The sequence below is a fragment of the Flavitalea flava genome, from assembly GCF_054461575.1.
This window is the reverse complement of the sequence record NZ_JBTLQH010000053.1, coordinates 26,970-42,048: the sequence shown is the minus strand read 5'-3', so window position 1 is coordinate 42,048 and position 15,079 is coordinate 26,970. Positions and strand designations below refer to the sequence as shown.

The 15,079-nt window shown below is 44.7% G+C and carries 14 protein-coding genes; 6 read left to right on the top strand and 8 right to left on the bottom strand.

All coding sequences use genetic code 11. The features are described 5' to 3' along the window. The first annotated feature begins 2 nt into the window (after window positions 1–2). Window positions 3–1,400: a dihydrolipoamide acetyltransferase family protein gene (locus ACX0G9_RS27840; RefSeq protein ID WP_459068258.1), complete on the top strand. Its 1,398-nt coding sequence runs from the start codon at window positions 3–5 to the stop codon at window positions 1,398–1,400. Window positions 1,401–1,523: 123 nt separating this feature from the next. After that, window positions 1,524–2,243, top strand: coding sequence for a hypothetical protein (locus tag ACX0G9_RS27835; RefSeq protein ID WP_459068257.1), 720 nt, complete (start codon window positions 1,524–1,526; stop codon window positions 2,241–2,243). On the opposite strand, the gene ACX0G9_RS27830 is transcribed toward ACX0G9_RS27835, so the two are convergent. The 4 genes from ACX0G9_RS27830 to ACX0G9_RS27815 all read right to left on the bottom strand — a co-directional run bounded on the left by ACX0G9_RS27830 (window position 2,224) and on the right by ACX0G9_RS27815 (window position 6,229). Then, entirely contained in the window at window positions 2,224–3,126 is a 903-nt protein-coding gene (locus ACX0G9_RS27830) for a DMT family transporter (RefSeq protein ID WP_459068256.1), read from the bottom strand. The genes ACX0G9_RS27835 and ACX0G9_RS27830 overlap by 20 nt on opposite strands. A 1-nt stretch (window position 3,127) precedes the next feature. Beyond that, complete coding sequence (locus ACX0G9_RS27825; RefSeq protein WP_459068255.1) at window positions 3,128–3,922, bottom strand: polyprenol monophosphomannose synthase; 795 nt, start codon at window positions 3,920–3,922, stop codon at window positions 3,128–3,130. A 114-nt stretch (window positions 3,923–4,036) separates the two neighbouring features. Next, the gene (locus ACX0G9_RS27820) at window positions 4,037–4,804 is read right to left on the bottom strand and encodes an exonuclease domain-containing protein (RefSeq protein WP_459068254.1); all 768 of its coding nucleotides are present in this window, start codon (window positions 4,802–4,804) and stop codon (window positions 4,037–4,039) included. A gap of 42 nt (window positions 4,805–4,846) precedes the next feature. Then, the gene (locus ACX0G9_RS27815; protein ID WP_459068253.1) at window positions 4,847–6,229 is read right to left on the bottom strand and encodes a UDP-N-acetylmuramate--L-alanine ligase; all 1,383 of its coding nucleotides are present in this window, start codon (window positions 6,227–6,229) and stop codon (window positions 4,847–4,849) included. A 270-nt stretch (window positions 6,230–6,499) separates the two neighbouring features. Here ACX0G9_RS27815 and ACX0G9_RS27810 point away from each other — a divergent pair, with 270 nt between their 5' ends. Next, a complete protein-coding gene (locus ACX0G9_RS27810; protein ID WP_459068252.1) occupies window positions 6,500–6,625 on the top strand; it encodes a hypothetical protein in 126 nt (41 codons plus the stop codon). Between the two features lie 204 nt (window positions 6,626–6,829). After that, entirely contained in the window at window positions 6,830–7,159 is a 330-nt protein-coding gene (ytxJ, locus tag ACX0G9_RS27805) for a bacillithiol system redox-active protein YtxJ (protein WP_459068251.1), read from the top strand. A 29-nt stretch (window positions 7,160–7,188) separates the two neighbouring features. On the opposite strand, the gene ACX0G9_RS27800 is transcribed toward ytxJ, so the two are convergent. Then, on the bottom strand, window positions 7,189–7,749 hold the full coding sequence (locus tag ACX0G9_RS27800; protein ID WP_459068250.1) for a CAP domain-containing protein: 561 nt from the start codon (window positions 7,747–7,749) through the stop codon (window positions 7,189–7,191). 479 nt (window positions 7,750–8,228) lie between these two features. Here ACX0G9_RS27800 and ACX0G9_RS27795 point away from each other — a divergent pair, with 479 nt between their 5' ends. Both ACX0G9_RS27795 and ACX0G9_RS27790 read left to right on the top strand, forming a co-directional pair. Further along, window positions 8,229–8,681 carry a MauE/DoxX family redox-associated membrane protein gene (locus ACX0G9_RS27795; RefSeq protein WP_459068249.1) on the top strand — a complete coding sequence of 151 codons (453 nt, stop codon included), beginning with the start codon at window positions 8,229–8,231 and terminating at the stop codon, window positions 8,679–8,681. Beyond that, window positions 8,678–8,941, top strand: coding sequence for a DUF6520 family protein (locus ACX0G9_RS27790; protein ID WP_459068248.1), 264 nt, complete (start codon window positions 8,678–8,680; stop codon window positions 8,939–8,941). Before ACX0G9_RS27795 ends, ACX0G9_RS27790 begins: the two co-directional genes overlap by 4 nt. 30 nt (window positions 8,942–8,971) lie before the next feature. On the opposite strand, the gene ACX0G9_RS27785 is transcribed toward ACX0G9_RS27790, so the two are convergent. From ACX0G9_RS27785 to ACX0G9_RS27775, 3 genes are all read right to left on the bottom strand, one after another. Next, on the bottom strand, window positions 8,972–10,351 hold the full coding sequence (locus tag ACX0G9_RS27785; protein WP_459068247.1) for a RagB/SusD family nutrient uptake outer membrane protein: 1,380 nt from the start codon (window positions 10,349–10,351) through the stop codon (window positions 8,972–8,974). 11 nt (window positions 10,352–10,362) lie between these two features. Then, the gene (locus ACX0G9_RS27780) at window positions 10,363–13,821 is read right to left on the bottom strand and encodes a SusC/RagA family TonB-linked outer membrane protein (RefSeq protein WP_459068246.1); all 3,459 of its coding nucleotides are present in this window, start codon (window positions 13,819–13,821) and stop codon (window positions 10,363–10,365) included. A gap of 157 nt (window positions 13,822–13,978) precedes the next feature. After that, entirely contained in the window at window positions 13,979–15,004 is a 1,026-nt protein-coding gene (locus ACX0G9_RS27775) for a FecR family protein (protein WP_459068245.1), read from the bottom strand. Between the last annotated feature and the right edge of the window lie 75 nt (window positions 15,005–15,079).

The window sequence follows — 15,079 nt, the reverse complement described above, 5'->3', positions numbered from 1 at the left end:
GTATCATGGAAGCCACTATTCTGAAATGGCACAAACAACCCGGCGATGCCGTTAAGCAAGATGAGACTATATTAGAGATCGCCACTGACAAAGTGGACTCCGAAATTCCTTCCACGACGGAAGGAATCCTGGAAGAGATCTTATTCCAGGTGAACGATGTCGTACCGATAGGAACGGTGATCGCCAGGATCCATACCGGCGCAGGAGTCTCCGCTCCGGTACATGAGGCCAGCCGGGAACAGCTACCGTCCGGCGGATCTATTAATTCAGGCAATTCAGGCAACAATAACCATTACAAGGCATCCTCCTCTTCATCCATCGAACAACGTAACAGCCACCCGGCCCATAGCACGGCAGGCCGGTTCTACTCACCTTTGGTACTTAACATTGCAGCCAGTGAAGGAGTACCGCTCGGCGAACTGGAATCAATTCCCGGAACAGGCAGTGAAGGCAGGGTAACCAAGAAAGACATACTTCAATATATCTCGGAAAGAGGGCCTTCAGAAAGAGGATCATCAGAAAGAGGAGCCTCAGAAAAAGGACCATCAGAAAATAAAGGTCAGGCCGGTCTTCAGAGATCTCCGGCAACCTCAGGCGGCGTCCGGCAACCCGAATCCGAAAATAAGGACCCTAAAGAGGCAAAAGCAGAAGTACCGCAGACATCCTCCCCTGCCGCTGCTTCCTATTCAGGTAATGTAGAGATCCTGGAAATGGACAGGATGCGCAAGCTTATTGCCGATCATATGGTCCGAAGTAAGCACACCAGCCCTCACGTGACCAGTTTTATGGAAGCGGATGTGACAAACCTGGTGAATTGGAGAGAAAAGGTGAAGAAGGAATTTGAAAAAAGAGAGAATACCAGGATTACGTTCACTCCTTTATTTATCGAAGCCATCGTTCGTTGCATCAAAAGGTACCCTCTGGTGAACAGCTCCGTGGATGGAGATAAGATCATCATTAAAAAGGACATCAATATTGGCATGGCCACGGCCTTGCCCAGTGGTAACCTGATCGTTCCCGTGATCAGGAATGCCGATCATCTCAACCTGGTCGGTCTGAGCAAACAGGTCAATGCGCTTGCGGATAGTGCCCGCAATAACAAACTGCGTCCGGAAGATACCCAGGGAGGCACATTTACCATGACCAATGTTGGCACCTTCGGGAGCCTTATGGGTACCCCGATCATTAATCAGCCCCAGGTGGCTATCCTGGCCGTAGGAGCCATTAAGAAGCGCCCGGTCGTTCTGGAAACACCTGAAGGCGATGCCATCGCTATCCGGCAAATGATGTACCTGTCCCTCTCTTATGATCACCGGATCGTGGATGGCAGCCTGGGTGCATCCTTTCTTACCGCAGTGGCACGGGAACTGGAAAATTTCTCTCCGGACCGGGAATATTGATCTTTCGGTTAACCCTCATACTTAATTTTTAATTTCCCCGTTAAATTCGTAGATTCAATAAGGGCATCCTGATCAGCTATTCTTTTGGGGTGCACTCGCCTCCTATAACCAAAATCGTAGCAAATGAAAACCCTTTCTGAAACCTGGTTTGCCGATGGATACATTGATTTTGAATTAAAAAAATACACGCTGCTGGCCTACCTCCAGGAGATCCATCAATGTTTTTCCCAGCACAGGTTATACCCCCAGCTGGCAGATATCATTTTTCATTATAATAATCTGGCGGCTTTCCGGGAAAACAAAAAATTCCTGCAGGAGCAATTCCCCAAGAAACTGACGGGCATCCAGATCGAGAAACTACAGGTACTATATGAACAGATGATCGAGGACGATGATCTGATGCAGGAACTGGAAGAGATCATCAATTATTCTACCACGGAAATGAAAAATGTCATCAGCAATGGCGCGGAGATCTATGAATTTGTAGAAGAAAAGCTGGTTATATTCCCTGTCGGCCTGGTTCCGCTGGATATCCATGAAGGTTATTTTTTCCTGAGTGAAGGCAATTATACCAGCACAAGGGTATACCGGTACCATCTGAGCTTTTTTGAAAAACATGATGAGAAATACCGGAGCATCCGGACCGAATATATCGACAGCTGGCGCCGTAGTCTCGTCAATACTTATGAGAATATAAAAGGAGAACTCCTCCGGATTAAAAGGGATCTGCCTAACCCGGCTGTTTATTCCATCGAGACGGAATTAAAATTCCCGGTGGAAGAGACCTTATTACCCATTGCTAAAAGAAGCCTTGTCCGGTATATCAGTACTCAGGCGGCCTAGAACCGTCCGGTATCGGTTTTCTTTTCGACCAAAGCCGGACCATCTGCAGAACGATGGAAAGAATGATCAGCGCAAAACCAACGTAGAACCCACCGTTCAGATGTTTATCCTCCCTGAATAAGACGAAGGCAAGGAGGATCCCATAGATAGGTTCGAGATTATAAGTCAGATTCACTGTAAAAGCAGAGATATGCTTCAACGCGTTCATGGAAAGCGAAAAGGCCAGTACGGTACAAGCCCAGCTTAACACCAGGAGCCATGCCCAGTCACTGAGCCCGGGAAGTATCCCTGCTACCGGGAACCGATGCAGGTAAAAAGGCAGCAGGATACTCAGGAACAAAAAGCCACCGGTTAATTCATACAACGTTACTGTCTGTGCCGGGATCTTTTGCAATAATTGTCTGTTGAATACAGGGAACAGGGATCCGAGCAATGCGGAAACCAGACCTGTTAGAATGCCGGCCTTATAATGGGGGTCCACCTTAAAGATTAAAAATATCCCCGCTATTACCAGCAAGCCTAAGAACAATTCCACTTTATCTGCCTTATGGCGAAAGATCAGGGGTTCAAACAGCGCGGTAAAAAATCCGATGGCTGAGAAACAGACCAGGGCGACAGATACATTTGAATATTTGATACTGCCGTAGAAAGTCACCCAATGGATCGCAGCAATGGCGCCGACCCCGAAAATACGCCCCAGGTCTTTCGGATTGATCCGGACAGGTTGGCGACGGGCAATGGCCAGAATCCACAAAGTCACGGCAGTAAGCAGCAGACGGTACCAGACCAGGAGGCCTTCATTCAGCGTGATCAATTTGCCGAGTACCCCCGTAAGCCCCGCGAGCAGTACGGCGATATGCAATTGAATAAAAGCTTTTTTCAATTTATTTACTTTCCGTCACAGGTTCCGGTGAAAAGGGTTTCATGGACGAACCTTCGCGGTTCTTGACCCGGTTACGGTAATTCTTAAAGAGAGAATGCCAGCGGAGGTTGAGAACCCCGAGGATACCTTCTTTTACAATGCCTTTATTCATTTTCGAAACGCCGTATTTGCGGTCTTCAAAAATGATGGGCACTTCTTTTATCTTAAAGCCCAGTTTCCAGGAAGCGAACTTCATTTCTATCTGGAAGGCATACCCTACAAACTTGATATGATCGAGGTTGATCGTTTCCAGTACTTCCCTCCGGTAACATACAAAACCCGCAGTAGGATCCTGGACAGGCATCCAGGTGATGATTTGCGTATAAAAGGATCCTCCTCTTGATAATAACACCCGATCACGTGGCCAGTTTACATTACCTCCGCCCTTGACATAACGGGAACCCACGGCAACATCAGCGCCGTTGAACTTGCAGGCTTCGTACAAACGTTCCAGGTCTTTGGGATTATGCGAGAAATCCGCATCCATCTCGAAAATAAAGGAATAATTATTACGGATTGCCCACTTAAATCCATGAATATAGGCTGTACCCAGACCAAGTTTACCCTTTCTTTCTTCCAAAAAGAGTTGGCCGGGATATTTAAGCTGTATTTGCCGGACGATATCGGCTGTGCCATCCGGAGAACCGTCATCGATCACCAAAACATGAAAATGTTGACCCAACTGGAAAACAGCTTCCAGAATGGTAGTTATATTTTCTTTTTCGTTATAAGTGGGTATAATGACAATCTTTTCCAAAAGCCTGTTATGTTAAGGTGTAAAATTACAAATTTAAAAAATGAATGTCAATCCCTTATTGGTTCATTTTTTTTTGTATTATCGCCCTGCATCTACCAAATCCAAAATACCCAGTTACCCTTTTTTCAAGAGGGTCCTGTTAAAGATTTCCGTGAGTTTTTGTTTGGTGTGCAGAGGAAAATCGCCTTTCATCATCCAATCATAATACTGGGGCTCAGCCTTGAGGATATCGGCAACAGCGCGCCCCTTATGTTTTCCAAAGTTAAATACTTCTATTCCATTTTCCATAACAAATCTTCTGGCAAAATCAACGACTTGCTCCTCTCCTATGCATTTGAGAACCGAATCGATATTGGTTCCCAATTGTGGATATTTCCCTACCTGGGCAACCAGGACTTCCCAGGTGGCAGAAGCATCCGCTTCGGCTCCATGGGCCCCTTCCAGCTCTTTATTACAGTAAAAACGGTAGGCGGCACTCAGGGTGCGCTGTTCCATCATATGAAAAATCTTCTGAACGTCCAGTAATTTCCGGCCCTTGCCTTCGAATTCCATTCCAATGCGCAAAAACTCCTCCACCAGCAATGGAATATCGAAGCGGTTGGAATTATACCCGGCCAGATCACAATTATCCAGGAACTGTTTCAGTTCATTGGCTACTTGTTTGAAAGTAGGGGCATCCTTGACCATTTCATTGGTAATGCCGTGAATTTCGGTGGAGAATGGTGGAATGGGCATTTCCGGGTTGATCAGTTTGCGTTTTACCAGCTTTTTTTCATCCGGCATGATCTTTACAATCGCAATTTCCACAATGCGATCGGACCCGAGATTGATCCCGGTAGTTTCCAGGTCAATAATGGCCAGGGGGCGTGTAAGTTGTAACATTCCTTCTGTAGTATTCCGTCTTTAGTAAAAGTAAAAAAATCCTTACTGTGTAATCTTGTTGGCAAGGGTAATCAAATCCAATCCATCATAATTACCAGAACTCATTAAAAGCAAATTAGCATTTTTATAAGATTGTTTCATCAACCATGCCAGTAATTCTTCTTTTTCATTGATAATTACCACCCCTTCCTTACCAAAACCAGCCGCTACTTTTTCCTTGGGCAGCTCGGGCAAACGTTTCAATTCCAGGGCATGTTTTGAAAAAAACACCACGGCCTCATCGGCCTGGTCAAGGGCTCCATGATACTGCGACAGGAATTGTTCATTCAGGCTGCTGTACGTATGCAATTCCAGTACCGCTATCAGTTTCCTTTCCGGGAACTGTTTTCGGACGGCATCCATGGTAGCCTTTACCTTGGAAGGCGCATGGGCAAAATCCCGGTATATATTGACCTCCTCCGTCTTTGCCAATAACTCCAGACGTTTGGAAGCTCCGGTGAAGGGAGCCAGCCCTTTCAAAAAAGCGGAGGCGTCGATGCCCAGCTCCCTGCAAGCCAGGTAGGCGGCATGCAGATTTAATAAATTGTGTTCTCCGAAGACCCTTAATAACCCCTCATGGCCGTCGAGGGTAACCAGGGTCGTGCCGTTTTCGATCCGGTGTACGGGAACGCCATACCCGATCTTGCGTATCCCCGGGGCATTGCCCCCTGCGGTAGATTTCCCCACATGTTCCTCCACCAGCTTTTTTAACACAGGATCCGTTTCGTTGTAGATCAGAACGCCTCCGGGTTCGATTTTATCCATAAAGATCCGGAACTGCTCCAGATAGATCTCAAAAGTCGGGAAAACATTTATGTGGTCCCAGGCAATCCCCGTAAGAATGGCAATATGAGGGAAAAGAAAATGAAATTTTGGCCTTTTCTCCAGGGTGCTGGCCGGATATTCATCCCCTTCACAGACAATGACCGGAGCATGGGTAATATTTACTGACTGGGCGAACCCTTCCAGCCGGGCGCCTACCAGCCAGTCAAAATCCTTACCGGATTCCTGTAAAGCCTGCATGATCATCGCTGTGGTGGTGGTTTTGCCATGGCTGCCACCTACGACGATCCGGGTTTTATCTTTACTCTCCTGGTAAATGTATTCCGGAAAGGAATAAATGGAAAGCCCAAGCTCCTGCGCCTTTAACAACTCGGGGTTGTCTCCTTTGGCATGCATTCCCAGAATAATGGCATCCAATGACTTATGTATCTTTTCCGGGAACCAGCCCATGACAGGTGGTAATATACCTTCCTGATCCAGGTTGGTGCGGGCGGGTTCAAAAATTTCATCGTCGCTTCCGGTTACCTTGTACCCCTTTTTTTTAAGGGCGATGGCCAACTGGTGCATTACGCTTCCGCCGATAGCAATAAAATGTACATTCACATAGATTGATTTAGGATCACCAAAACCCGTTTTTTGGGGAATAGGAATAAAAGTATTCAAGATCAGCTTATTAGCAAAAATTTTCTGAATCTTGCTGAACCGGCTTGCAAAATTCGAAAATATGTATTTACTTTGTCTCAGCAAATCAGCTATTCTCATTCAATTCCTGAAACACCCTTCACAAATTATCCGCATCCCTTCCTCTGAATGACCTGGTCCCATTTCCTCTAACCGCCAGGCAATTAATGTTTAATCTTAAATACCACAAAAATGAGAAAGTCTATTTTAATCATCGTACTCGCTATCGCTGTTGCTTCAGTTTTCACCGCTTGCGCTTCTTCCAGGGGCGGATGTAAAATGAGCCAGGGGTACATAGGATACGGCAGCAGCCGCTAATCCAGCCCTTTCTCTCTGATTTACGGGAAAAGAGTACCCGTCCTTTTACAGGATGGCCATCCAACAATATTTGTATTCAGGTTATCTTTGCGGATAACCTTTTTTTATGCCCTGAACCATTCCCGTCCAAAATGGTTATTTAATACAGAGCTACAAAATCAAGCATTAAAGAACGCAATTTTTAATACAACTAATACGTACCATATGAATTGGATTACTCTCCAGGCAGAATCCCAATTGGATGATATCCGTGAAAAATCAGCAGGCAGACCGCAGGTAATCTTCAAACATAGTACCCGTTGTTCTACCAGTGCTATGGTAAAAGGCAGGCTGGACCGGGGAAAACAGCCGGAAATGATTGATTTTTACTACCTGGACCTGCTGAATAACCGCCCGCTGTCCAATAAAATTGCAGAGGTCTTCCAGATCGGCCATGAATCTCCCCAGATATTATTGATCCGCAACGGTAAATGCGTCTATAATGAGAGTCATACAGGCATTTCCATGGATGAGATAGAGGCTGAGGCTTTTTAATTATTCCAGTACTAGAATAATTTATAGTATTAATAGGGTTTTGCACCGATCCTATTACCCGGGGGCGAATACCGGCAAACCAGGAAATCCTTCTTTTTATTGCTGACCAGGGCACAGCCAACGGATGTGGTCGTCTTCCAGATAATTTGCGTGTAATGCCCTACTACAGCGGACTTGCTGGTACTGCAGTCCGGAAAGATCCCATAGACAAAGTCCTTTTTTTCATTCCCCCAGAAACCGACCATTTCGGTAGGCGTAAAACCTCCTGTCGTTCCCCACCATATATTTTCCCCTTCCTTCCCCCGAATTGACATATCGTGAGCTCCTTGATCGGTTTTAGCCAAATGTTGAGCCCAGTTGAGCGCATCTGAAGCGAGGTCGGGAGACCAGGCAAGTGGCGGTAGGTTCAGGGCAGTCCTGTATTGGTTATGCTGATTCAATACGGCATTAATAAAGGTCGTGTCCTGGTAAACAGCCCCCCTGTCCTGGCTAAATCCGGGCAATGAAACTCCAAACTGAACGGAAATCATCAGGCAAATTATCAGCACGTAATCAATTTTCTTAAGGGCGGAAATTTTCTTCCAACGCATAGCGGATCAATTTTACAATGAATAAGTCAAAAACGTCAGTATTTCGTTTTTACTATGGGGGGACTGTTAAAAATAAGTACAAACCCTTAAAATTTATAAGGAACAAACCTTAAATACTCAGGTTTTAACAGAATCAATAGGTACGATTACCGGGTTTAGTTGTTCTCTGATCTCATGTATATAAGTGTAAACACTTATTAATTCCTACTATCTTGCACTTATCAAAATTCGATTTGACCAATATTCTTTGGGGAATTGTCATTATTAACGATATTTAAATTAGAAAATCTACTCTAAACCCTTAGACAAACCTCAGTTGAAACCCTTAATCTGCCCGATTTCCCACGTTCAAACCTTCTCTTTTGATAACCCTTATCCGTTCAGGATTGCTACCATATACCTATCTGTTGAATCATTTACAGGAATTAACCAGTTGATCGCCCGGGTCCTATCCCGGCACTCTTGAAAAGCTTTATCTTATGCAGAGAAGACAGGTATTGTTAGAGACCATTTCGGCCTTGCTGATCTTGTTATTTTTGTATGCCAGCCTAAGTAAATTTCTGGATTTCAAACTTTTTACGGGGGAGATGAATAATCAGCCCTTCTCCAACGCGTTAACGCCTTTCCTGGTATGGGCCATTCCTTTACTGGAGATCGGGATCTCTATATGTTTGATTTTTGAATGGACGCGTCTGATAGGTTTCTATGGATCCCTTGTACTCATGAGCCTTTTCACCATCTACACAGCGGCGATCCTCCTTCATTTTTTTAAATATGTACCATGCTCCTGCGGAGGAGTGATCAAAAAACTGACCTGGAAACAACACCTTATATTTAACCTGTTCTTCACTGGGCTATCCATAACCGGTATAGTCCTGCAAAAAAGGAAAACACACACACTAATACACTTAACAAAAAACAGTCTCGTATGAAAAAGATCAAATTTAGCCTCATGTCCCTTGCCATTATCGTTAGTATTTGCGGCGCCTTTGCTACCCGACCCAGTTTTGACTGCCGGACGGCTACCCAGTATTATTATAATGGCACAGCGTATATTCAGACCGGGACTTATGGAATTGGTTATATCTGTATGGCTGCTGCCGGCGTTACCTGCACCTATACTTATGACTCCGGCACCCAAACCTATACTGGATGCCGCACGGGCAATTATACTCCGTCCCCTACCCGATAAGTTTCTTTTGTGATTCCCATTCCTCCTGGTTTAAGGTCTTTGATTCTGTGGCATCCCGCTGAGCGAGATCACATCGGGGGGAATGGGCAATACATATAAATTGGAGTTAGGTACAAGAGAATCGGTCTGCCCGTTCAAAATTCTTTTTAGGGTAATATTAGCCCCTTCTTTATTTAATCGTCGTAAGTCTGTCCAACGAAGACCCCTGCAGGGCAATTCTTTTCGTCTTTCCACTAAAATAGAATCCAGTGCCTCTGTCGCGGAAGCTACAGCGACCGGGATAAAATGCCCCGCTGCAAAACGGCATTTCAATAAGGCATTCAGATCATTGAGTGCATCGGTTGTTCTTCCTGCCCTTGCTGAACATTCCGCCCGGATCAGGTAAAGTTCATCGGTAGCCAAACCACTAAAGGGGATATTCGTTCCACTATAACTTCCTTTTAAGGAGGGGACTGAAGTAAAATAAAGTTTACGCCGCAGATCATATGTTCCATACGACTGATATAAACCTGAATCTACTTTTACATCCGGAAAAAACAGACCGATTAGGGTTTGTGAATTAATAAAATTAGTTTGATAAAGGGTTTCTTTGTTAAATCTATCAAAAGGCAGATTTCCATTTTTCACGGTATCATAATTAATCAGTTCGTAGTAGATTTTTAAGGCGCTATCCGCATAATTGCCTGCCTGGTCATAATTACCCATACTCAGACAGGTCCTGGCCAGCATAGCCAGGGCTGCAGGTTTCGAGGGGCGGTTAAGATTTGAGGTGGGAATAAATTCCGGAAGCAAATTGCTGGCTAGTTGCAGATCGGTCAGAATCTGGGTATAAGTTTGAGCTATGGTGGACCGGACAGATTTTGTATTGATATCCGAGCTGAGACGGAGTGGAATTCCTAAATCTGAACTGCCTTTATTCCAGTCGTAGACCGGTGCAAAAAGCTGGGCCAGGTTATAAAAGGCATAGGCCCTTATAAAATAAGCACTGCCCTTGATGGCCTTCCAGGTATCCTTTTTGCTGCTGTCCACCTTTAAACCCGGCAATCCATCCAATATGACGTTGGCATAAAAGACCTGCTGATAGGGTACATTCCAGTCATCCACCTGGCCCTGCCCCTGGTAAATATCCGGAACCCAGATATAGGCATTATATTCCCTGGAGTCCAGGTTCTGCCAATATATATCCTTGATATAAAAATTATCGGCAGACAATTCTCCCAGCATCGGCGTTCCTGACATGACGATATCATTGTCCAACAAACCCTGAAAATCTTCCAGGGTAGTCGGCACTACCAGCGTCGTACTGGGTTTTTTATCTAAGAAATCTTTTTTATTACAGGAAAGAAAAAAGGCTATGACAACCAGGAGACTGGCACAAATTATTCTTTTTGAGTATTCGTAATTTTTCATGTCCTTCAATTTTAAAGATCCAGTTTTAATCCGATCGCCAGACTTCTGGGATTAGGAATATCCGATACATAATCCGGGTCGATCCCCTGATGGTTAGCTTTCCAAATAATCCCAATATTGTTGGCATACAGATAGAACCGAATGGATTGTACCGGCAATCTGGGGAATTTCTTTTTTACCAGGTCATAATAAACCTGGATATCCTGGAGACGAATATGATCCCCTTTTTCAATCAGAATTTCAGACGCTGTATAGAAATTATCACTGGCTGGGTTTAGTGGAAATGACATTGAAGGAATACCTGTAATTTTTTCATCCCCACTTTTTTGCCAACGGTTGATAAAATCAGGGTGTCCGCCAGATAATCCTTTAAATAAATCTGAATAATTAATCGAGGCTCGACGGAAAAAATAGCCAAACTTATACAGAATATTAAAAGAAAGGCCCCATTGTTTCCAGGAGAAACTATTCCGCACGCTTCCGAAAAAAGGTGGATTCGCAGGGCCTTTAAAAACCAGATCATGTAGATTGGATGAATTATAAATTGACGGATAATCTTCGCTGACATGTCCATTTAACAGACCTTGCGGGGCGCCGTATTGGAGGTCCAGCCCCATCCATTTTAGCCCATAGACCGAATACAGAGGCCTACCCACCAATGGATTGATTGAAATTGTGTTAAAATACGCTCCCACAGTGGACAGGCTGTCCCGATAGTTCGTAACCCGATCCCGGACAAAACTGAAGAGGAGTACTGTATTCCATTGAAAAAGGCCCTTGGTATTTTTTGTACTTATTACCATATCTACTCCCTTAGCGATCATATTGGCCGTATTGCCGGTGAATTGTACATTGCCGGTTGTAGGATCCAGGGGGCTTTGTCCAATCAGATCCTGTCCGATCTTGATAAAATAATCCAGGCTCCCTTCAATTCGATTATTCTTGGATGAAAAATCTACAGCAGCGTTAAAAATATTTATCCGCTCCCAACGTAGCGATGGATTGGGAGGGTTAACGATGGAGATCGAAGGAACTCCATAAGAATTGGTCCCGGGATCGATCACGGCAGTCGTAAAGGCTGATACATTACGGTCAACATTACCATTATATCCTTCCGTTACCCTTAGCTTCAAAAAAGGCAGCCAGCGGGAGGTATAAAAATGTTCTCGGGAAATCTCCCAGGCCGCCCCTACCGACCAGAGGGGAACCCCTTTTTGATTGGCCTTTACCCCAAAAAGATTCGACTCGTCCCGACGGGCGCTACCCGATAAAGTATAACGTTGTAAATAACTATAGGAGGCATTGGCATAATAAGACAGGAAACGGTCCGTTGTACCAAAGTTTTGATCCGGAAAAGGGATCTTAATTGGATTACCCGGCGTAGTATATTGGTTGAACAAAGTGGTATAATTAACTGCCTGGCTGGTTTCCTGATCTTTATTATAACCATAGAAACGGCTTATAGCAGTTTGGCCTTCTATATCCCGGAGTTCCACGCCGCCGATGGCATTCAGAGTATGATCTCCCCAGATATGATCGAAATTGAGCTGGAAGCGGATATTATTGGCTTGAACGGTCCTTAAGTTCTTATCCAATATTCCACCCAAAGGTATCGGGCGATAAACATTGCCCGAAGAATCCGGTTGACTATATTGATTGATCAGATTCCGGGTGAAATAGGTCTGCTGGCTTTTAAAACTCTGATTATCGGAGGAAGTCCGGCCATATTGGTAGAAGGCATTAGCCTCCATTCCTTTTAGGATAGTATACTTTATTCCAATATTGATTCGGTAATCTGTTAGCCGGGTGATATTATCCGCTTTTCGGAGTTCGTCAAGCGGTCGGTAATTCCAATCCAATAATTTCCCCCCACCTACCGTATCGACATAACCTTGCCGGAGCAAGTAATTAACGGCCAACGGATTTCCATGGGGATCGGCTAAAGATGCATAGGGGTAGATCACACCACTGCTTCCGATATTATTGTTATACGTTTTACTGGAGGTAAAGGCAAAACTGGTACTCAGCTCCAGTTTTTGCGAAATAAGCGAATAAGTATTATTCCCATTCAGGGTCACCCTGTTATATTCATTGCGTACCAGGTTGGCCTGATCCCTGTCATAACCAGCCGATAAATAATATTGATTCCGTTGTGCACCACCACTGAGATTCATCGAATACTGGCTATTGAGACTATGACGGTAAAAATAACGATCCAGGTCATTACGTGTATCCAGTTGACCCAAAGCATACAACTGGGCATTGGCTTCATCCGAACCGATCTGCATATGTCTTTGTTTAAAAAGGATTTCCACGGCTGGGGTCAGCACCAGATGCGTCGGACTATTTTCTTTCCCATCATAAAATCTTTTATCGAATAAATATTCCTCGACCTGGATATAGTCGGCAGATGGCATTATTCGTTTATAGTAAAGATCGGGTTTGTTGCCAATAGTCTGGCTGGTATTAAATACCAGTTTCGGTGCCTGGTTGAATTTCCCTTTTTTGGTAGTGATCACTATTACGCCATTTCCGGAAAAGGCACCCCAGATGGAAGCCGCTGCTGCATCCTTCAGGACAGTAATGCTTTCCACATCGTCCGGGTTGATATTATTGATATCTCCGTTATACGGAAAATTGTCAATGACGATCAGGGGATCGGGATTGCCATAGATCGTACTTCGACCACGTATCGTGACTACGGATTGGTTCGTGCCATTCACAATGTTTTTATTGGTAGCCACCCCGCTGACCACTCCTTCCATACGGTCCAGGATATTCGGAGAAATATTACGGGTAACCAGTTCATTGTCCATTTTGGCGAAGGCGCCCGTGGCCCTTTCTTTGGGAATACGCTGAAATCCTGTATTCACGATCACTTCTGCATGCCCCAGTTGGCTGACCTTTCTTTGGAGATGGATCCGGTTCTCCTTTCCTTCGATCCAGGGCCATTCTACGGGTTCAAAATTAATACTGCTTATGATCAGGATAATATTAGAGAGGGAATGCGATTTATCCAATTGAAGCCGGAACGATCCGTCCTCCTTGCTGGCAATTCCCGAGACAGGTTTGCCGCCTTTTAGCTGCACCGAAACTCCGGGAAGAGGCTCGTCTTTTTCGTCCAGGATCTTACCCGCGATGTTAATCGTTTCGGTTTCTTTCCCTAAATAAGAAATATGGTTGCCTGCCAACTTATAAGTTAGCGGTTGATCCCGGAAACAACGGTCCAATACCTCGTTCAGCGGCATATTGATAACTTCCAGGGTTACCGGTTTGGTCGCCAGGAATAGATTGGTATTACCCAAAGGAGTATAACCGGTTTGTTTTTCAATAATTTGGAGAACAGATTCGAGGGAGGCATTTTTCACGGACAGAGAAACCAGCGGATTGCCAGATTGGCCATGAACGATAAATCCTTGCAGAAGACAAATAAGCAGTAAAAGGTAAGCAAGCCGTTTGGACGAACCCATTAATCATGGTTTAGATAATAAAGTTACAGCCTGCAATTCATGAATACGTCTAAATAAACTACTTACTTAGAATTACTCAAAATCGCGGCTGTAACTGCGGACTCGGTTCAACGGTTATGGAAAATAATATGGTCAATACGTAGCGCTAATAGGAAATCTATTTGTTTTCGTTAATCTTAAAGTGAATGTCTTGTGATGCCAATTCTTTCAAAATCTCCTGAATACCTTCTTTTATAGGAAACACAGCTGACACTTGTCTATCGGGTATCGCTCCAATATATTGAATATTAACATCATAGGCCCTGGACAATACCCTGGCGATCGTATGCAGGTCATCCTGCTTAAATACCAGGTTACCACTTTTCCAGGATATAGCTCCCACAGGATCGATATCACGCTTCACTTTGATCGGTATATCCATTCCACCAGCCGCAGGGTTCACAATTTGGGCCTGTTCGCCTGGCTGAAGAACAACCGATTCAACACCCCGCATGATCCTTACAGATCCGTTCACCAGGGTAGTCTTGCTTACCGGCTCGTCCACATAGGCCATTATATTAAATTCTGTTCCCAGAACTTCAACTTTGGCATTATTGATCTTAACCCGAAAAGGCATGGCGGCATTTTTGGCTACCTCGAAATAAGCCTCGCCGGCCAACTCCACGCTCCTTTCCTTACCGGTAAAAGAGCTGGGATATTTCAGGGTGGAGGCAGCATTCAGCCATATTTTCGTCCCATCGGCCAAAACCAGATCCTTCTGCTGGCCCATAGGAACATATAAAACAGTTAAAAGAACTCCTGTGGATTTTTTACCCGTACCGGTCATTGATACCGGCTCATGTAAAAACCAATAACCACCTGTCGTTAAAAGTATAAGTACGGAGGCGGCGGCCATCCAAATGTTTCTTCTCCGTTTTCTCTCCGAATACATCTTTTTCACAGGAGCCTGACGTTCATTTTCCTCTGCCACATCTAATTTCGACTCTATTTGGGCAATCCATTCGGCTGATGGTTCCGGACCCGCAGACCAGTCTTCCTGCAAAGACTCGTGTTGATCTGCAATAGCACCCAACTCATCCAGAGAAGCATTTTCTACCCAGTCCAGGAAGCTTGCGTATTCATCCTGGGAGTATTTCCCGGAAATGAATTGTGCAACGAATTCCGTGGCTTCTGTTTTATTCATAAATAAGGTAGTAAAAGTGCTTCAACAATAAAGACACCTTTAAATGATCAGGGGATACCAAAAAAGGTAATTATT